Source organism: Nitrincola alkalisediminis, assembly GCF_009821115.1.
GTDB lineage: Bacteria > Pseudomonadota > Gammaproteobacteria > Pseudomonadales > Balneatricaceae > Nitrincola > Nitrincola alkalisediminis.
Genome location: NZ_VYTY01000006.1, coordinates 191,090 through 209,541, shown reverse-complemented (window position 1 = coordinate 209,541; position 18,452 = coordinate 191,090). Strand labels below are relative to the sequence as shown.

Sequence of the window (18,452 nt, the reverse complement as noted above, 5' to 3'; positions counted from 1 at the left end):
AGTGCTTTCTCCTTTTTATTCAGTACGAGAAAGCACGAAGCATGGCTCACTGCTTACACAGCAACCTGACGGCTAAAAAATCTCGTTTGGCATCAGCCGCTCTGGCTCACTGATACTGGGTGGGTTGGTGCGAATCGGCATTTGCTCTAACAATTCGCTCTTTTCAATAATGATCTCTACGCGACGGTTACGTGCCCGATTCGCCTCGGTATCATTCGGAACTAGGGGACGACTGAACGCATACCCAGAGACGGTAAACCTCGCTTCATTGGTACGAGGATCAGAAAACAACTCATGGGCAACGGCTAAAGCTCTCGCCGCTGACAAATCCCAATTTGATTCAAACTGTCGACCAACATATGGCGTACTGTCCGTATGTCCTTGTACTGTAACCCGCCCTGGCACCGTTATCAGTACATCACGAATTCTCTCTAGCACTGGAATATAATCATCCTGTATCCGAGCAGACCCTTGCAAAAATGAACCTCGCTCCCGTACACGAATAATAATACGCGTACCATCCGTTTCAACCTCAATTGACCCTTCGCCAATTTCAGCTGACAGTGCCATAGCGAACTTCATTGCGTCTTGTTGAGCTTGCTCTTCTTGCTGTTGGCGCTGCTCCTCTTCCGACTCAGCTTGCCGTTCTTCCAATACAGACTCACCGACTTGTGAGCGCACATCCAGCGTATGCAACTCAACATTGGTGGTCATTTGTCTGACTTCATTTAAAGGCGTTGGCTCAGGACGGCCTGGGCTAAACTCTCTGGCAATGATTGACGTCCCTTTCGGAATATCTTCCACCTTAATCTGTGCTTGAACACCAAATGCCTCTCGCATCGAGCCCGCCAGTTGTTTAAATCTCAGAACGTCCATTTCCGAAAACGACAGCAGCAACACGAAAAAACACATGAGCAACGACATTAAGTCACCGAAAGTTGCCAACCATGCTGGCAACCCCGGTTTACAAGGAGGACAGTTGCATTCTTCTTCTGCACTCATCCTAACTAACCCTCGTTCCCTGCTGCTTTACTCGCCCGTTTTTTCTCAGGTAAGTAATTTCGTAACATTTGCTCAATAACACGCGGGTTTTGACCGGCTTGAATTGCCAACAACCCATCGATAATGAGCGCATTGTTTAGTGCTTCTTCGTTACGACGTAAATTCAATTTATCCGCAACAGGAATCGCAAACATATTCGCGAGCATCGCTCCATACAGGGTGGTTAACAACGCCACCGCCATCGCCGGGCCGATTGCTTTTGGATCGCTCATGTTGGACAACATTTGCACCAAGCCCACTAGCGTCCCGATCATGCCCATCGCTGGCCCTACATCTCCCATTGCAGAGAAGATCTTGGCTCCAAAATCATGACGATCATACGTCAAGCGAGCCTCTTTGTTCAGCAAGGATTTCACAACATCAGGATCATGGCCGTCTACCAATAACTGTATACCGCGCTGCATAAAGTCACTGGAGACTTTCTTATCCTCCAGCGATAGCAACCCGCCTTTCCGAGCGGCGTCCGCCATTTCAACGGTTTCGGCAATAATGCTTTCTGGACTGACGGATTTGAACATGAAGGCTTTCGCAGCCACTTTCCCTGCCGCTAAGAATTGCCCAAGTGTAAACTTCATGAGCACGACAAAAATAGTTCCGCCCATTACGATTAACAAGGAAGGCGGGTTAACGAAAATCCCAATATCGCCGCCCATTACCATCGCTGAGATAATAATTGCGAAGCTGCCTATCAACCCTACGAGCGTAGCTATATCCACTGAATACCCCTCAACAAGCGAAACTTCCCAAAACCCTATTCGAATTCGGTCTATAATAGCAGATTTATACCCTTGTTCATCGATTAATGAAACACCAAAATAGATGATTTCATTGACCGCGCGTTTAAGGTTTCGTAATTTGCTAGACTGAAGTCAAAGAGGATCCTGATAGATGACGACCGAAAGCAACCCCATCAGTTTTGAACAGTCGATCGCCCGCCTTGAGGCCCTCGTCGAAAAAATGGAACAAGGCGATCTTCCCATTGAAGAAGCATTAAAAACCTTCGAGGAAGGCATTTCATTAACACGTGAGTGCCAAATGCAACTCGAAAAGGCTGAGCAACGTGTGAATGTGTTAATTGAAGAAAATGGCGAAGCCGTGGCGTACCCCTTCAAAGACGAGGCACAATAATCGTGGATTTATCGGCGCAGCTAAAGCACTACACTGCTTTAACAGAAGAACACCTTAATGCTCAAATTCCGGCGCAAGTAGAACTCTACCCCTACTTACAAAATGCTATGCGTTACTCTCTGTTACAGGGCGGAAAACGCATACGCCCAGCGTTGGTATTCCTTGCCAATGCATTTTGTGGCGCTGATGACGAGAAGGCTCTGGCACCGGCTGCGGCCATTGAAATGATTCACACCTACTCGCTGATTCATGACGATTTACCCGCCATGGACAATGATGAACTTCGCCGTGGCAAACCCACCTGTCATATAGAGTTTGGTGAAGCCAATGCCATTTTAGCAGGTGATGCGTTACTGACGCTGGCCTTTGAAGTACTCAGTCGGCCCTCACCGCTCTACACACCTGAGTCTCAGCTCAAAATGATTCAGACACTTGCCGTTGCGGCAGGCCACAGAGGGATGGTGGCCGGGCAAGCATTTGATTTAGCCCACGAGGATCACCCTCTGACACTGGATCAACTCGAAGCCATGCATTGTCATAAAACAGGGGCGCTGATTTCTGCAAGCCTGACATTGGGTGCGCAAGCAGCCGACTGCCAAGATCAACAGGTGCTGCAGGACTTGTCTAGGTTTGGTCGTATTATTGGACTCGCCTTTCAAGTGAAAGATGACCTGCTCGATATCGAGGGCGACACACTAACGCTTGGCAAACCCTCAGGCTCAGATCTCGCACGCAATAAGCCCACCTACCCAGCCTTACTAGGCCTTCAAGGTGCCAAGGACAAACTTCTCAGCTTGCAAGCACAAGCCCACACATGCCTGCACTCCTATGGTTCCAGTTCGTCTGCCTTATTGGCACTCGCTGACTATATTGTTGAGCGTGATCATTAATGTTAGACACCTTTCCACTCACTCGCCCCAATACTCCGCTGCTCGATCTAATCGATACGCCTGATAAACTGCGTACCCTATCGCTCGAACAGCTCACACAACTTGCCGATGAAGTGCGTCTATGGCTGCTCTACTCAACTGCACAAACCGGGGGACACTTTGGGGCAGGCTTGGGTGTGGTTGAGTTAACCCTAGCGCTTCACCATTGTTTAAACACGCCGGATGATTTTCTTGTCTGGGATGTGGGGCATCAGTGCTACCCCCATAAAATTTTGACAGGTCGCAAAGACGCTATGCTCAGCATGCGGCAAGCACAGGGCTTGGCGCCTTTTCCCAAGCCAGATGAAAGCCCCTACGATGCGTTTGGGACAGGTCATTCCAGCACCTCAATTAGTGCTGCACTTGGCGCTGCATTGGCATTCCGATTGAAAGGATTGTCTCATAAAGCCGTTGCGGTGATTGGGGACGGCGCCATGACTGCAGGAATGGCGTTTGAAGCTTTAAACCATGCGGCTCATACCCAAGCGGACCTTCTCGTCATTCTTAACGACAATGACATGTCGATTTCACGCAATGAAGGTGGACTCGCAACCTATCTGGCCAATAATTTAAAAAATAAGACTGATGGTCAAACAACTGCCGCGCTGTTTGAAGCCTTAGCGTTTGAATATACAGGCCCTATTGATGGGCACAATCTGCCGGATCTCATCGCCAACCTGGATCGCGTATTGGCGGCTAAAGGACCACAATTCCTTCACGTGATTACCCGCAAAGGCAAAGGCTATGCGCCAGCGGAAGCCGACCCTGTCGGTTTTCACGCGATTAGTAAAATAGACCCCTTAACACCGCCGAAAAAACCAACACCCTCGCCCAAGTTTTGCAATATTTTTGGGCACTGGCTATGCGAAAAAGCAGCAACGGATACGCGTATCGTCGCTATCACACCCGCCATGCGCGAAGGCTCTGACCTAGTGCATTTTTCTGAGTTGTATCCTGACCGTTATTTTGATGTTGCGATTGCTGAACAACATGCGGTTACCTTGGCGGCTGGATTAGCGATTAAAGGTATGAAGCCTGTCGTCGCTATCTACTCGACGTTTTTACAACGCGCCTATGACCAAGTCATACATGATGTGGCCATCCAAAAGCTCAACGTTGTGTTTGCAGTTGACCGTGCAGGGTTGGTGGGTGAAGACGGTGCAACACATGCTGGCAATTTTGACTTAGCCTTTATGCGCACGCTTCCCAATATGACGTTACTGACTCCCGCAAATGAAGCAGAGTTAGTGCAAGCCTTAGAGTTCAGCCATCAGCAATCAGGGCCAGTGGCTGTGCGTTACCCGCGTGGCACTCCCGAAACATGGGGGCAGGCTGTCGAGACACCAGCCTACCCAACACCCTATGTTGCTTACCAAGGCTCGGAAGCGATTGCCCTATTGAATTTTGGTCCCCTGTTGGCGAGAGCACAAGCCGTTGCCGAAGCCTTAAACATCACCATCTTCGATATGCGCTGTGTTAAACCTTTACATACAGACATGCTCACTGACATTTGCCGTCAATATCCAACGCTCATCACCTTAGAGGATCACAGCCTAGCGGGAGGGGCCGGATCGGCCATCAGCGAGTTCTTACACACGCATCGTATGTGCAATCGACTTGTCTGCCTGGGTATACCGGATGAGTGGATAGAACATGCCACGCGAGAAGAACAACTGGAGGCGTGTGGTTTATCGATTGAGCAAATGCGCGCCCGCATACTTAATCTGATAAACGAATAACCCTTATTTGAAGCTTAGCCAAAACGGATCCTAGATGGGGATGGGTATTGATTAAATAGAGCTTAGCCCTCTTATCGTAACGCCACTCTTCAGAAATTGATGAAGAGTGGCGTCAATCTCTGCGAGCTTAAGAAGCATCATCGGTCTTAAAATGCTCTTCCTGCATCATGTGACCCAGCTTACCCATTTTGGTTTGCAAATAGTGTTCATTGTGACGATTTTTGCCGACTTGCAGTGGAACCCTTTCAGCCACGGGCACGCCTGCCAACTCCAACGCTTTGACTTTACGCGGGTTATTGGTCATTAACCGCACAGACTCAACGCCCAAATGGCGCATCATCGGCAAACAGATTGAATAGTCGCGCATATCCGCCGCAAACCCTAACTGTTCGTTGGCTTCAACCGTGTCGGCACCACCATCTTGCAGGTGATAGGCTTTGATTTTATTTAACAGGCCAATCCCTCGCCCTTCCTGCCTTAAATAAAATAAGACACCTCGACCTTCTTCTGAAATACGACGCAAAGCCTCTTGCAACTGAAAACCACAATCACAACGTAAACTGAACAGTGCATCACCAGTCAAACATTCAGAATGCATTCGCGCAAGAACAGGCTCGGCTCCAGTAACGTCACCGCACACCAAGGCCACATGCTCTTTACCGGTTGCAGTATCATCAAAACCGACCATGGTGAACACACCCCAAGGGGTAGGCAATTTAGACTGAGCAACAAATTCTATTGACAAGGGGATATCCTGTTAAGAAAAAACAACCAGCAACAGCTGAATAACAATTAAGGCATAGACACCTGCGATCACATCATCAAGCATGATGCCCATACCACCCGCAACGCGTTTATCAACCCAAGCAATCGGCCAGGGTTTCCAAATATCAAACAACCGGAACAATAAAAAGCCAATCAGCACCCAGATCCACTCCGCGGGTACCGCAAAGAGCGCGATCCAAAGCCCGACAAACTCATCCCAAACAATGCCACCATGATCGTGAACCCCTATGTCATCAGAGGTCACATGGCAGAGCCAAACCCCTACAATGAAGGCCACGAACAACACCAGTAAATAGGCATCTGTGGATAAATGGCTTAACCCCCACCATAAAGGGACGGCAGCCAAGGTGCCAAAAGTACCTGGAGCGACAGGTGCAGCACCACTGCCAAAACCAAATGCCAAAAAGTGCACAGGATTGGACCAAACAGATGCAGGGGTCTTAGCCATTTGAACTCCTAAAATGATCGTAACCATCGTGTGTATAGTGAACCTGATGCCCATTCTCATAAACAGTCAAGGCAGGGGTCTCCGTAATCACACCCACACAGGTTAAGGGAATCGACAATGCCTGCGCTGTACGCTGACATTGCGCCCAGTGCTCGGATGGCAGGGTCAAACAAAGTTCAAAATCCTCTCCACCCGTTAATGCCCATTGCCGTGCAAGCGCGGGGCTGCCAGCAAACGCCAGCAGCTCTTGAGATAACAGAATGGCATCTGTGTCAATCCGAGCTCCAACCTGACTGGCGTCAAGAATATGTTTCAGGTCGGCCAAAAAGCCATCGGAAATATCAATCGCACTGTGAGCAAAGGGAGCCAACGCGCGCGCCAGCTCCACCCTCGGTGTCGGGGCATAAAACCGTTGGCGTAGATGAGCAATACTTGACGTATCGGGCTCATTTTTTAATAAAGACTCTAAGCCCCCTTTGCTTTCACCCAAATATCCCGTGACCGCAATAATGTCACCAACCTGCGCACCCGAACGCTTTAATGCCAAATCAGGCTCGACAAACCCATGAACCTGAACACTCAATGTTAAAGGTCCTCGAGTTGTGTCACCACCGACCAGTTGTATCCCTAAACCTCTCGCCGTTTCAGCCAGACATGCAGCAAAGGGCTCTAACCAGTCTTGATCAAAGCTCGGCATTGAAAGGGCCAGGGTAAACCAAGCCGGCGTTGCAGCCATGGCCGCCAAGTCACTCACGGCCGCGCACAGCAACCTTGAGGCTACTTTATCCCCCGGCGTCCCTGGCAAGAAATGCACGCCCTCAACCAGCGTGTCAATTGACACCGCCAGTAACTGCCCTGCTGGAGGGCATAAAAGCGCACAGTCATCACCTATGCCTAAATAGACACTCGGGTCACTTAATGATTCCCGCGCAAAATAACGACGAATCAGGTCAAACTCACCCATCAGGAATGACGTCTAGCCACGATTTCAGCCGAACGCGCCTTTTGTGCCAATTTATCCAGAACACCGTTCACATAGCGATGACTATCCGTGGCGCCGAATATTTTTGCCAGCTCTACACTTTCGTTAATGGCCACTCGGTAAGGGACATCTAAACGATGGATTAACTCATAGGCACCGATTCTCAAAACCGCTAATTCAACGGGATCCAAATCCTCGACTGAGCGATCGATAAACAATGAGAAGGCTTCATCCAAGGCTCTGGCCTCGTTCGAAACGCCTTGCAACAACTGACTGAACAATTTCACATCCGTATCGGACATGTCATTGTTCACCCGAAACTGAGCTTCAATTTCATTGATCGGCATCCCCGCCATTTGCCACTGATAGAGTGCTTGCAAGGCATAACTACGGGCATTACGACGCATGTCCGTCATGGATGTCTTGGCTTTCTTTACGGGCTTATCCTGATCGGCTGAATCACTCATGCTACTCACGCCTCTAATTGACGCATCAAACTGACCATTTCGAGTGCTGACATTGCTGCTTCAGCCCCTTTATTGCCGGCCTTGGTGCCAGAACGTTCAATCGCTTGCTCAATGGAATTGACCGTTAAAATTCCGTTGGCAACCGGAATATCGAAATCCATCATTACTTGTGCGACACCTTTGGAGCTTTCTGCCGATACGTATTCAAAATGCGGCGTTCCTCCCCGAATCACAGCACCCAGCGCGATGATGGCATCGTCTTTCTTTTGTGATGCGATTTTTTTAACGGCCAACGGAATTTCAAATGCACCGGGTACACGAACGATACGGATGTTCTCATCCTTAACCCCATGACGCTTAAGTGTATCGAGAGCACCTTGTAACAAACTCTCAACAACAAATGCATTAAAACGTCCAACTACGATGGCATATTGACCATCCGCACTGACAAAATCACCTTCGTATACTTTCACAGACATAGCTTCTCTTTCCGTCATTAATTCTGGTATGGGATGTATTCTTCAATCTCAAGGTCAAAACCCGAAATTGCATTAAACTTCATGGGCGAACTCAGTAAACGTATTTTACTTACACCCAAGTCTCTTAAAATCTGCGACCCTGTGCCCACCGTGAGATAAGCGCCCGATGCACTGACGTTCACCTTAGAGGAAACACGTTGATGCTGTTTATTGACCAGTTGATCGACAGCAACACCCAGATCGATTCGGTGTCCGGTATCCAACAGCAGAACCACACCCTTCCCTTCTTCAGAGACGCGTCTCAAGGCTCGGCGCATCGTCCATTTAGTCTCATCGCCTGGCTGTACACCGACGACATCACGAAGCACTTCCGAGCGAATGTGCACACGAACCAACGTTGGCTCTTGAGCAGAGATTTCACCTTGATACAGGGCTAGATGTGTGCAGTTTTTAATTTCGTCTTTATAGGTAACAAAATTAAAATCACCATATTCTGTTGGCAACACACCTTCACTCTCACGCGCGATTGTGTGCTCGTTTAGGGTTCGGTAATGGATCAGGTCTGCGATGGTTCCGATTTTTAACCCATGCTTAGTTGCAAACTTTTCTAAGTCTGGACGGCGCGCCATACTGCCGTCATCATTCATGACTTCAACGATCACCGATGCAGGCGTCAGACCCGCCAAGCGCGCCAGATCACAACCAGCCTCCGTATGACCTGCACGACTTAAAACACCACCAGGCTGCGCCATTAATGGAAAGATATGTCCCGGCTGTACGATATCATCGGGTTTGGCATCTTTTTTAACCGCTGCATGCACCGTATGCGCACGATCCGCTGCAGATATTCCCGTTGTAACGCCAGACGCCGCTTCAATTGACATGGTAAAGTTCGTCGAGAACTGGGCACCGTTGCTCTGCACCATCAATGGCAACTGCAACTGTTCGCAGCGCTCACGCGTGAGCGTTAGACAAATCAAACCTCTTGCATGCGTTGCCATGAAATTAATGTCTTCCGGCCGCACTTTTTCCGCCGCGATGACAAGATCGCCTTCATTTTCACGATCTTCATCGTCCATCAGAATAACCATTTTACCCTGACGTATATCTTCAATAATCTCTTCGGGGCTGTTCAGCTCCATGATTGACTCCACAACGCTCAACGGCGTGATAAATAACCCTGTTCAGCCAGTTTTTCCATGGTCAGACCTGTGTCTGATGGCTCATGATCCTGATGACTTGCAGAGAGAAGACGCTCCAGATATCGAGCAATCAAATCCACTTCAAGATGTACTTTACGACCCGCCGTGTAACCATCAATAATGGTTTCTTTAGCGGTATGAGGGACTATATTGAGCCCAAAGCAGTCATTATCAACCGTATTCACAGTTAAACTCACACCGTCTACGGTAATGGATCCTTTAGCAGCAATGTACCGTTGCAGGGAGGCCGGGGCGCGCAGCGTAAAGCGTATTGAACGCGCATCATCATGGCGCTCCACCACTTCGCCAACACCGTCCACATGGCCGCTGACAAGATGCCCTCCAAGGCGGCTCGTGGGCATTAATGCTTTTTCGAGATTCACTTTTTCGCCGACTTTCAGCAGGTCAAAACGGGTATGCGCCAGCGTTTCACGTGAGACATCAGCCACAAAACCATCACCGGGTAGCTGCACGGCCGTTAAGCAAACGCCATTCACCGCAATACTGTCGCCTAATTTAACATCGGCTAGATCTAACTGCCCCGTGCGAAGGTACAATTGCATATCACCTTCTCGCATTTGGATATCGGCAACCTGACCCACCGCCTCTATTATACCTGTAAACATTCTTACTACTCCGAAAGAAAACGCCATGTCATACGCATATCTTGACCGATCAGACGACAATCATCCAACGCTAAACGCTTTTGATCCTTCATTTGCGTCAAAGGCAGCGTCATTAGCGGGCGAGCGTCACTCCCCAATAGCGTCGGTGCCATATAGACCAGCAGCTCATCCACACAGTTGGCCTCAACAAAGGCACCCACTAAATGCGCCCCCGCTTCAACCAAGACTTCATTGATCTGATACACCTCAGCCAAATGCGTCAGCAAGGACACCAGATCCATCCGACTCTCGACGGTGTTGAGCTGAAGGGTCGTGCAGTGGGTCGGCCAACCCTCTGTTTTTGTAACCGATGATGACGTGACATGCAAAACAGAGCCGGTTGACTGTAGCATTTTCGCGGTCACGGGCATTCGCCCTTGACGGTCCAACACGACACGCAAAGGCTGCGGCAAATCCGTGCCAATCCGAACCGTCAGCTCAGGATCATCAGCCAACACAGTGCCGATCCCCGTGATGATCGCAGCACTTCGCGCACGCCATTGCTGAACATCCTGACGCGCATCGGCTCCCGTAATCCATTTGGATTCGCCACTTTGCATGGCTGTTCGGCCATCCAAACTCATCGCCATTTTGACACGAACATAGGGCAAGCCTTTTTCCATTCGCTTAATAAAGCCTGGATTAAGGGCACGCGCTTCAGACTCTAGCAACCCTGAGCTAACCTCAATGCCGGCCTGCTTGAGCTTTTCTAACCCCCGCCCAGCAACCAGTGGATTCGGGTCCGTCATTGCAGCCACCACGCGACTCACGCCCGCATTAATTAACGCATCGGCACAAGGGGGCGTCCGACCAAAATGACTGCAAGGCTCCAACGTGACGTAGGCCGTTGCGCCTTTCGCACGTTCTCCTGCCATGGCAAGCGCTAAGGCTTCGGCGTGGGGTGAACCGGCTTTTGCATGGAAGGCCTCGGCCACAACGGCATTATCTCGCACTAAGACACAACCAACGCGCGGGTTAGGATGGGTTGTAAACAAACCATTTTTTGCCAACCGAATTGCTTGAGCCATGTAGCGATAGTCATCTGCGCTAAACATACGAATCACGTGTTTGAAGGAATGAAATTAAAGTCGGACATTGTCACTGCCCTGCTGATCTTCTTCAAGATCAAGCTGTCCGTCTTTTTGTAAGGAGAGACGATCAATTTCGCGGCGAAACTCGTCTATATCTTGGAAACAACGATAGACCGAAGCAAAACGAACATAAGCCACCTGATCCAGCTTGCGCAGCTCAGCCATTACGGCTTCGCCCACTTGGCGAGAGGGCAACTCCCGCTCCCCTGCCGCGCGTAAGCGGTGCTTAATTCGAGTTAAACAGGCTTCGACATCTTCAACACTGACAGGACGCTTTTCAAGCGCACGCTGAATACCTGCACGCAGCTTATCTTCATCAAAGGGCTGACGCGTGCCATCGTTTTTTACCACCTTCGGCATCAACAGTTCAGCTACCTCAAAGGTCGTGAAGCGCTCATGGCAGCTGATGCACTCTCGGCGACGACGGATTTGCTGACCCTCGGCAACAAGCCGAGAGTCAACAACTTTGGTTTCATTGGCGCCACAAAATGGACAGTGCATGCATGCCTCAAAGCTAAAGAGCGTTGCTAATGCCGGCCGTTCGCCGGCACAGACTTAATTATAAACAGGGAAACGAGCACAGATGGCTTTAACCTGCTCTTTTACCCTTTCAATCGTACTTTCATTGTTGATATCGTCAAGAATATCACAAATCCATCCAGCCAACTCTGTTACTTCAGCCTCTTTGAAGCCACGACGCGTCACAGCTGGTGTGCCAATACGCAGACCTGATGTCACAAAGGGTGAACGTGGATCATTCGGTACAGAGTTTTTATTGACTGTAATGTTAGCACGACCAAGGGCCGCATCGGCATCTTTTCCGGTCACATCTTTTTTGATTAGATCAACCAAGAACAAGTGGTCATCCGTTCCACCCGATACGATATCAATACCGCGCTCTAGGAAAACCTTGACCATGGCTTGAGCATTTTTAACAACCTGTGCTTGATAGGCCTTCCACTCAGGCTCCATCGCTTCTTTAAAGCAAACAGCCTTCGCTGCAATAACATGCATTAAAGGGCCGCCCTGAGACTCAGGAAAAACAGCAAAGTTAAGTTTTTTCTGCAGCTCTTCATCAGCACGCGCAGACAAAATCAAACCACCGCGTGGACCACCGAGGGTTTTATGCGTTGTTGTGGTGACCACATCGGCGAAAGGTAACGGCGATGGGTAGACACCTGCAGCAACCAAACCTGCGATGTGCGCCATATCGACAAACAAATACGCACCGACTTTGTCTGCGATATCGCGAAAACGCTGCCAATCAATCACACGAGAGTACGCCGAAAACCCGGCGATGATCATACGGGGTTTATGCTCTAGCGCCAGCGCTTCAACCTGCGCATAATCCAGCTCACCCACTTCATTCAATCCGTACTGAACGGCATTGTAAATACGGCCCGAGAAAGACACCGCCGCACCATGGGTTAAATGTCCACCATGTGCCAAGCTCATGCCTAAAATGGTATCACCGGGCTTACACAGGGCCATGAAGACAGCGCCGTTGGCTTGAGAGCCTGAGTGTGGCTGTACGTTGGCATAGGTTGCACCAAACAAGGCTTTTGCACGATCAATTGCTAAGTCTTCGACAACATCAACATACTCGCAACCACCGTAATAACGCTTACCAGGGTAGCCTTCTGCGTATTTATTGGTGAGTTCAGAGCCTTGCGCCTGCATAACGCGCGGGCTGGTGTAGTTTTCTGATGCGATCAGCTCAATGTGCTCTTCTTGACGCGTCGCTTCTGACTGCATCGCGGCCCATAGATCCGGATCATAACCGGCAATTGTCATCTCTTTGCTGAACATGGCTTTCCTCTGAATATAAGCGCTAGCATCCGTAAACGGGACACCTCTTTAAAGTGCATCATTATAGTACAAAATCTTTACGTTCTGCACATGAAAGCGGGTCAGGTTTGCATGAGTAATTAGCATTCAGCCTAGCCAAGAGGTAGAATTCAAGACTATATTTCCCGTAACCCATAAACAACAGCAGGCATTGTCTGATGGCTCAGTACGTTTACAGCATGAATCGCGTGGGTAAAGTTGTCCCACCCAAGCGCGAAATTCTCAAAGACATTTCATTATCGTTTTTTCCTGGTGCCAAAATTGGCGTACTGGGTCTTAACGGCTCTGGTAAGTCCTCCTTACTCAAAATCATGGCCGGTGTAGATCAAGAATACATTGGTGAAGCACGCCCCATGCCAGGCATCAAAGTAGGCTACCTCCCCCAGGAGCCGGAACTGGATGACAGCAAAACCGTTCGCGAGATCATTGAAGAGGCCGTGGCTGATGTGAAATCAGCCCTCTCCGAACTTGATGCGGTGTACGCCGCCTATGCCGATCCCGATGCCGATTTTGATGCGTTGGCTAAAAAGCAAGGCGAGCTTGAAAACCTCATTCAAGCCAAAGACGGCCATAACCTAGATAATGCGCTTGAACGTGCCGCGGACGCCCTTCGCCTTCCACCTTGGGATGCAAAAGTCGGTGTTTTATCTGGGGGTGAACGTCGCCGTGTGGCACTCTGCCGCTTACTGCTCGACAATCCTGATATGCTACTCCTCGACGAGCCCACCAACCATTTGGATGCTGAGTCGATTGCATGGATTGAGCGCTTTTTACAGGAATACCCAGGCACCGTAGTGGCCATTACCCATGACCGTTACTTCCTCGACAACGCGGCTGGCTGGATTCTGGAGCTAGACCGTGGACGCGGCATTCCGTATGAAGGCAACTATTCGTCTTGGCTTGAGCAAAAAGATCAACGTCTAGCCATCGAAGCCAAGCAAGAAGCCTCTCACCGCAAAGCGATTCAAGCGGAGTTAGAGTGGGTACGCCAAGGTGCCAAGGGACGTCAAGCCAAGTCAAAGTCTCGTTTGAAGCAGTTTGAGGAAATGAACTCACGTGAGTTCCAACAACGCAACGAAACGCAAGAAATCTACATTCCACCCGGACCTCGCTTAGGCGACAAGGTGATTGAGCTCCATAATGTCACCAAGTCCTATGGTGACAAGCTGTTGTTTGAAAACCTGAGCCTGTCCATTCCGCCCGGTGCCATTGTCGGTATTATTGGTCCAAACGGTGCGGGTAAATCAACGCTATTTCGCATGATTAGCGGCGAAGAAAAACCGGATTCAGGCGAAATCGAACTCGGAAGCACCGTCAAACTGGCCTATGTTAACCAGTCACGCGAACTTGAGGGCGACAAAACGGTTTTTGAAGAGATCTCGGATGGTCAAGACATCATCACCGTTGGCACCTATCAGACCCCAGCACGTGCGTACTGTGGTCGCTTCAACTTCAAAGGCTCGGATCAGCAGAAGTTTGTCAAAGACCTATCAGGGGGTGAGCGCAACCGCTTGCACATGGCGAAACTGCTGAAAGAAGGCGGCAACGTTCTCTTACTCGATGAGCCAACCAATGATCTCGACGTCGAAACACTGCGCGCACTTGAAGAGGCCATTCTGGCCTTCCCAGGATCAGCCGTGGTTATTTCGCATGACCGCTGGTTCCTGGACCGTGTCTGCACACATATGATTGCCTATGAGGGTGAGTCGAAGGTTGCCTTCTTTGAAGGCAACTACACCGAATACGCTGAAGACTATCGCAAGCGTTATGGTAAAGACCATCAACCTGAGCGCATTAAATATAAGCGAATGACATGATTACGCCGTACCCGATGGGTATAGAACAGTTCGCCTAGCACTACAAGGGTCTGATGATAAGACGAAACGTCTTTACATCAGACCCTTCGTAATTAAAACAATGCATCTAACCGAACAGTCTAGATATACGAAACACAATTCATCGTCTAGAATGTGATTTAGAACTTGGCAAAAAGGTAGCTGAACGTGAGCAATATTCTCAATGACCGTCGTCGCTTCACACGCATTCACTTTGACGCAGAGTGTGAGGTTCATTTTACGGGCAGAGCAATCGTTATGCAGCTCGTCGACATTTCGTTTCGCGGTGCATTACTGACCTGCAAAGAGACACTCAATCTATCGCTGGCCGAACCCGCCGAGCTTTGCATTTACTTAGCGAACGACATCTTAATTAAAATGCAAGTTTCGCTTTCCACTCGCGAGCATCCTCACTATGGTTTCGTCATTGAGGAAATAGACATAGATAGCATGTCGCATCTGCGTCGTTTAGTTGAGCTTAACTTAGGGGACGAGACATTGTTAGAACGAGAGCTCGAGCAAATGATTCTCGATGAATCTCAAATATGATCCAGTGCATCAGATAATCGCGAAACACCAATAACCTGCAAGCCCGCGATTGGTTCTTTAGGCACATTTGCTTTGGGAACAATTGCACGTTTGAACCCATGTTTAGCTGCTTCTCGTATGCGCTCTTGGCCATTAGGCACCGGACGAATTTCACCCGACAGCCCCACCTCACCAAACACAATCAAATCTTGCGACAACGCCTGATCGCGAAAGCTGGAAACGATGGCCAGCAATAGTGCGAGATCCGCGCTCGTTTCGAGCACCTTAACGCCACCAACAACATTGACAAAGACGTCCTGATCACCCGTCATCAAACCACCATGACGATTCAACACAGCTAACAGCATCGCTAAGCGGTTCTGTTCAAGGCCCACCGCTACGCGGCGCGGATTCGACACATGAGACGTATCCACCAGAGCCTGCAGCTCAACAAGCAAGGGACGCGTTCCCTCCCAAACCACCATCACGACACTTCCTGCGCTCACCTCCTCCCCGCGACTCAAGAAGATCGAACTGGGATTGCGAACCTCTTTGAGGCCCGTTTCGAGCATGGCAAAGACACCCAATTCATTGACGGCACCAAAGCGATTTTTATGGCTTCTCAAGGTACGAAAACGACTGTCTGAAGACCCCTCAAGCTGCAACGAACAATCGATCATATGCTCAAGCACCTTAGGTCCTGCCAGAGAGCCATCCTTTGTGACATGTCCGACCAAGAACAATACGGTGCCTGTTTGCTTAGCAAAACGTGTCAAATAGGCAGCTGATTCCCTCACCTGAGACACAGAGCCAGGTGCCGATTGAACATCCGCCATATGCATCACTTGTATTGAATCAATGACCATTACTTTGGGCTGCAATTGCATGGCGACATCGCAAATCGTTTCAACCGAGGTTTCAGACAACATCTTAAGGTGATCTGCTTTTAAACCCAGCCGTGCCGCTCTCATCGCGACCTGCTGCAAGGACTCCTCACCCGTGACATAGAGTGCCGGATACTGCATCGCCAAATGACACAGCGTTTGTAGCAGCAGCGTACTCTTGCCTGCACCTGGATGGCCACCAATGAGCACCGCCGAACCCGGCACTAAACCGCCACCTAATACACGATCCAGTTCTCCCGTTCCCGATGATATGCGCGGCATCTCGGCCAAATTCACATCACCTAAGTTAATCACGCGCTGAGTGGTTTGACTGCCAGAAACGCCCGCCCCTCCAGCATAACCATCAAAGCGAGCCCCTCTCGAAGTCGACGACGCAGCAACGCTACTTAAACGCACTTCAGTTAACGTATTCCATGACTGACACGCCGTACACTGCCCCTGCCATTTTGAATATTCAGCACCACAGTCATTGCACACATATGCCGTCTTCGCTTTGGCCACGTAACCCTTCCTGATTTAGTTTGCTTGCAGTTGGTGAACGCGCTGCACAGCGCGTTCATATGCCACGTCGGTCTCGTCAATCGAACCCACACAAAAGTTAAGATCCGTGATCAAACCATCGTTTAAACTGTAAATCCAACCATGCACTGTCAACTCCTGACCACGCGCCCAGGCTTCACGTACAACCGTGGTATTGCAAACGTTTTCAGCTTGCTCGATTACGTTCAATTCACACATACGATCAAATTGCTGATCACTCGCCTGCCAATCACCAATGACCTCTCGATGCTTCGCATAGACATCACGGATATGCCCCAGCCAATTATCAATCAAGCCATGCGCATGACCATCCAATGAGGCTTTTACCCCCCCGCAACCGTAATGACCCACAACCATAACGTGTTTTACTTTTAAGACCTGAACGGCATACTGCAAAACAGATAAGCAATTCATATCCGTATGAATCACTAGGTTCGATACATTGCGATGAACAAACAGTTCACCCGGTAACAGATCTACAATTTCATTTGCTGGAACGCGACTGTCAGAACAGCCAATCCATAAATACTCGGGAGCCTGTTGTGCGGCTAACGTCGGAAAAAATTCAGGGCTCTCTTCCCGAATACGTGCAGACCACTCCTGATTACTTTTGAATAGCTGACTGAGTTTTTTCATTGAAAATAATGCCCCATAGTATTAAGACGTATGATATTGGGCGCTAAGCTCATGCACAGCATCGACAAAAACACCTGCATGCTCGGGATTAACAAATTGATGAATACCATGGCCCAAATTAAAGACATGACCTGTACCAGAACCGTAACGCTGAAGAATATCCGCAACCTCAGCACGTATCCGCGCAGGCGACGCATATAAAACCGACGGATCCATATTGCCCTGCAAAGCAACCTGTTGCCCCACACGACGACGTGCATCATCAATATGCGTTGTCCAATCCAAACCTAACGCATCGGCCCCCGTTTTTGCCATGACCTCTAACCATTGTCCACCATTTTTTGTGAACAATATGACCGGAATTCGACGTCCTTCATGCTCACGAATCAGGCCTTTTACGATCTGTTCCATATACGCCAGCGAAAAGGTCTTGTACATTTCTGGACTAAGCACTCCCCCCCAGGTATCAAAAATCTGGACGGCCTGAGCACCGCTGCGAATTTGCTCATTCAAATAGTCGGTCACAGACAACGCCAGCTTGTGTAGCAACACATGCATGACGTCGGGCGTGGCATACATCATTTCTTTTATATGACGGAAATCTTTGCTCGACCCACCTTCAACCATATAGGTTGCCAAGGTCCAGGGGCTACCCGAGAAACCGATCAAGGGCACGCGACCGTTCAACGCCGAACGAATGGTTTTAACTGCATTCATCACGTAATCCAGATCACGGGCCGCCTTGGGTACAGGCAAAGCAGCAACATCCGCTTCGGTGCGCAGCACTTTTTTGAAGCGAGGACCTTCCCCAGCTTCAAAGTAAAGACCCAACCCCATTGCATCCGGAATGGTCAAGATATCGGAGAAAAGAATTGCCGCATCTAGATCGTATCGTTCCAAAGGCTGCAGCGTCACTTCACACGCCAGCTCAGGGTTTTTACACAGGCTCATAAAGTCTCCGGCCTGCGCACGTGTTGCTTTGTACTCGGGTAAGTAACGCCCAGCTTGGCGCATCATCCACACAGGGGTAACGTCAACAGGCTCACGCAACAAGGCTCTTAAAAAACGATCATTTTTCAATTCGGACATAGGGAAAAAATCCTATTTCTAAGCAATAATGAATTTGCGCACATTGTACCCTTTTCGTGAACAAAAAGGGGAAGGAAAACGCTGGACAGTCAC

20 protein-coding genes are annotated in these 18,452 nt (G+C 49.5%); 5 read left to right on the top strand and 15 right to left on the bottom strand.

Annotation, left to right across the window (positions count from 1 at the left end):
* Nucleotides 1-72: 72 nt before the first annotated feature.
* Nucleotides 73-1,002 (bottom strand): flagellar motor protein MotB, encoded by a 930-nt coding sequence (locus F5971_RS11320; protein ID WP_036512087.1) that lies wholly within the window; start codon nt 1,000-1,002, stop codon nt 73-75.
* 5 nt (nt 1,003-1,007) lie between these two features.
* Nucleotides 1,008-1,778, bottom strand: a complete 771-nt coding sequence (gene pomA / locus F5971_RS11315; protein ID WP_036512085.1) for a flagellar motor protein PomA — start codon at nt 1,776-1,778, stop codon at nt 1,008-1,010.
* Between the two features lie 172 nt (nt 1,779-1,950).
* Between pomA and F5971_RS11310 the strand changes: the two genes are divergently transcribed.
* Genes F5971_RS11310 through F5971_RS11300 form a run of 3 tightly spaced genes read left to right on the top strand, consistent with a single transcriptional unit; the run spans nt 1,951 to nt 4,858 of the window.
* Nucleotides 1,951-2,190: an exodeoxyribonuclease VII small subunit gene (locus tag F5971_RS11310; RefSeq protein ID WP_036512083.1), complete on the top strand. Its 240-nt coding sequence runs from the start codon at nt 1,951-1,953 to the stop codon at nt 2,188-2,190.
* Nucleotides 2,191-2,192: 2 nt separating this feature from the next.
* The gene (locus tag F5971_RS11305) at nt 2,193-3,080 is read left to right on the top strand and encodes a polyprenyl synthetase family protein (RefSeq protein WP_193495008.1); all 888 of its coding nucleotides are present in this window, start codon (nt 2,193-2,195) and stop codon (nt 3,078-3,080) included.
* The gene (locus F5971_RS11300) at nt 3,080-4,858 is read left to right on the top strand and encodes a 1-deoxy-D-xylulose-5-phosphate synthase (protein WP_193495007.1); all 1,779 of its coding nucleotides are present in this window, start codon (nt 3,080-3,082) and stop codon (nt 4,856-4,858) included. The genes F5971_RS11305 and F5971_RS11300 overlap by 1 nt, the downstream gene beginning before the upstream one ends.
* A 127-nt stretch (nt 4,859-4,985) precedes the next feature.
* Here the strand turns inward: F5971_RS11300 and ribA are convergent, their stop codons facing one another.
* From ribA to glyA, 10 genes are read right to left on the bottom strand one after another with little or no spacing between them, the layout of a single operon-like run.
* Entirely contained in the window at nt 4,986-5,603 is a 618-nt protein-coding gene (ribA, locus tag F5971_RS11295; protein ID WP_036512081.1) for a GTP cyclohydrolase II, read from the bottom strand.
* Between the two features lie 12 nt (nt 5,604-5,615).
* Nucleotides 5,616-6,092, bottom strand: coding sequence for a phosphatidylglycerophosphatase A family protein (locus tag F5971_RS11290; RefSeq protein WP_036512079.1), 477 nt, complete (start codon nt 6,090-6,092; stop codon nt 5,616-5,618).
* Nucleotides 6,085-7,056 carry a thiamine-phosphate kinase gene (gene thiL, locus F5971_RS11285; RefSeq protein WP_193495006.1) on the bottom strand — a complete coding sequence of 324 codons (972 nt, stop codon included), beginning with the start codon at nt 7,054-7,056 and terminating at the stop codon, nt 6,085-6,087. The genes F5971_RS11290 and thiL overlap by 8 nt, the downstream gene beginning before the upstream one ends.
* A complete protein-coding gene (gene nusB, locus F5971_RS11280) occupies nt 7,056-7,541 on the bottom strand; it encodes a transcription antitermination factor NusB (protein ID WP_036512073.1) in 486 nt (161 codons plus the stop codon). The genes thiL and nusB overlap by 1 nt, the downstream gene beginning before the upstream one ends.
* Nucleotides 7,542-7,546: 5 nt before the next feature.
* Entirely contained in the window at nt 7,547-8,020 is a 474-nt protein-coding gene (gene ribH, locus F5971_RS11275; RefSeq protein ID WP_036512071.1) for a 6,7-dimethyl-8-ribityllumazine synthase, read from the bottom strand.
* A 17-nt stretch (nt 8,021-8,037) separates the two neighbouring features.
* Nucleotides 8,038-9,162 (bottom strand): bifunctional 3,4-dihydroxy-2-butanone-4-phosphate synthase/GTP cyclohydrolase II, encoded by a 1,125-nt coding sequence (ribBA, locus tag F5971_RS11270; RefSeq protein WP_036512069.1) that lies wholly within the window; start codon nt 9,160-9,162, stop codon nt 8,038-8,040.
* Between the two features lie 17 nt (nt 9,163-9,179).
* Nucleotides 9,180-9,848, bottom strand: a complete 669-nt coding sequence (locus F5971_RS11265; RefSeq protein ID WP_036512067.1) for a riboflavin synthase — start codon at nt 9,846-9,848, stop codon at nt 9,180-9,182.
* A gap of 5 nt (nt 9,849-9,853) precedes the next feature.
* Nucleotides 9,854-10,942, bottom strand: a complete 1,089-nt coding sequence (ribD, locus tag F5971_RS11260; protein ID WP_193495005.1) for a bifunctional diaminohydroxyphosphoribosylaminopyrimidine deaminase/5-amino-6-(5-phosphoribosylamino)uracil reductase RibD — start codon at nt 10,940-10,942, stop codon at nt 9,854-9,856.
* A 27-nt stretch (nt 10,943-10,969) separates the two neighbouring features.
* Nucleotides 10,970-11,479, bottom strand: a complete 510-nt coding sequence (gene nrdR / locus F5971_RS11255; RefSeq protein WP_193495004.1) for a transcriptional regulator NrdR — start codon at nt 11,477-11,479, stop codon at nt 10,970-10,972.
* Between the two features lie 54 nt (nt 11,480-11,533).
* Complete coding sequence (gene glyA, locus F5971_RS11250) at nt 11,534-12,787, bottom strand: serine hydroxymethyltransferase (RefSeq protein ID WP_036512063.1); 1,254 nt, start codon at nt 12,785-12,787, stop codon at nt 11,534-11,536.
* A 197-nt stretch (nt 12,788-12,984) separates the two neighbouring features.
* Here glyA and ettA point away from each other — a divergent pair, with 197 nt between their 5' ends.
* The gene (gene ettA, locus F5971_RS11245) at nt 12,985-14,643 is read left to right on the top strand and encodes an energy-dependent translational throttle protein EttA (RefSeq protein WP_036512061.1); all 1,659 of its coding nucleotides are present in this window, start codon (nt 12,985-12,987) and stop codon (nt 14,641-14,643) included.
* A gap of 186 nt (nt 14,644-14,829) precedes the next feature.
* Nucleotides 14,830-15,210 carry a PilZ domain-containing protein gene (locus F5971_RS11240; protein WP_036512059.1) on the top strand — a complete coding sequence of 127 codons (381 nt, stop codon included), beginning with the start codon at nt 14,830-14,832 and terminating at the stop codon, nt 15,208-15,210.
* Here the strand turns inward: F5971_RS11240 and radA are convergent.
* Genes radA through hemE form a run of 3 tightly spaced genes read right to left on the bottom strand, consistent with a single transcriptional unit; the run spans nt 15,201 to nt 18,359 of the window.
* Nucleotides 15,201-16,595, bottom strand: a complete 1,395-nt coding sequence (gene radA / locus F5971_RS11235) for a DNA repair protein RadA (protein ID WP_193495003.1) — start codon at nt 16,593-16,595, stop codon at nt 15,201-15,203. The two genes, F5971_RS11240 and radA, sit on opposite strands and share 10 nt — an antisense overlap.
* Before the next feature lie 15 nt (nt 16,596-16,610).
* Nucleotides 16,611-17,270: a carbonate dehydratase gene (can, locus tag F5971_RS11230; RefSeq protein ID WP_036512050.1), complete on the bottom strand. Its 660-nt coding sequence runs from the start codon at nt 17,268-17,270 to the stop codon at nt 16,611-16,613.
* A gap of 21 nt (nt 17,271-17,291) precedes the next feature.
* The gene (hemE, locus tag F5971_RS11225) at nt 17,292-18,359 is read right to left on the bottom strand and encodes a uroporphyrinogen decarboxylase (RefSeq protein ID WP_193495002.1); all 1,068 of its coding nucleotides are present in this window, start codon (nt 18,357-18,359) and stop codon (nt 17,292-17,294) included.
* Between the last annotated feature and the right edge of the window lie 93 nt (nt 18,360-18,452).

Coding starts and splice junctions, on each gene's coding strand:
- F5971_RS11290 (WP_036512079.1), bottom strand. CDS start 6,092: ATGGCTAAGACCCCTGCATCTGTTTGGTCCAATCCTGTGCACTTTTTG.
- can (WP_036512050.1), bottom strand. CDS start 17,270: ATGAAAAAACTCAGTCAGCTATTCAAAAGTAATCAGGAGTGGTCTGCA.
- F5971_RS11310 (WP_036512083.1), top strand. CDS start 1,951: ATGACGACCGAAAGCAACCCCATCAGTTTTGAACAGTCGATCGCCCGC.
- ribD (WP_193495005.1), bottom strand. CDS start 10,942: ATGTTTAGCGCAGATGACTATCGCTACATGGCTCAAGCAATTCGGTTG.
- thiL (WP_193495006.1), bottom strand. CDS start 7,056: ATGGGTGAGTTTGACCTGATTCGTCGTTATTTTGCGCGGGAATCATTA.
- F5971_RS11300 (WP_193495007.1), top strand. CDS start 3,080: ATGTTAGACACCTTTCCACTCACTCGCCCCAATACTCCGCTGCTCGAT.
- ribH (WP_036512071.1), bottom strand. CDS start 8,020: ATGTCTGTGAAAGTATACGAAGGTGATTTTGTCAGTGCGGATGGTCAA.
- ettA (WP_036512061.1), top strand. CDS start 12,985: ATGGCTCAGTACGTTTACAGCATGAATCGCGTGGGTAAAGTTGTCCCA.
- ribBA (WP_036512069.1), bottom strand. CDS start 9,162: ATGGAGCTGAACAGCCCCGAAGAGATTATTGAAGATATACGTCAGGGT.
- nusB (WP_036512073.1), bottom strand. CDS start 7,541: ATGAGTGATTCAGCCGATCAGGATAAGCCCGTAAAGAAAGCCAAGACA.
- F5971_RS11265 (WP_036512067.1), bottom strand. CDS start 9,848: ATGTTTACAGGTATAATAGAGGCGGTGGGTCAGGTTGCCGATATCCAA.
- glyA (WP_036512063.1), bottom strand. CDS start 12,787: ATGTTCAGCAAAGAGATGACAATTGCCGGTTATGATCCGGATCTATGG.
- F5971_RS11320 (WP_036512087.1), bottom strand. CDS start 1,002: ATGAGTGCAGAAGAAGAATGCAACTGTCCTCCTTGTAAACCGGGGTTG.
- hemE (WP_193495002.1), bottom strand. CDS start 18,359: ATGTCCGAATTGAAAAATGATCGTTTTTTAAGAGCCTTGTTGCGTGAG.
- nrdR (WP_193495004.1), bottom strand. CDS start 11,479: ATGCACTGTCCATTTTGTGGCGCCAATGAAACCAAAGTTGTTGACTCT.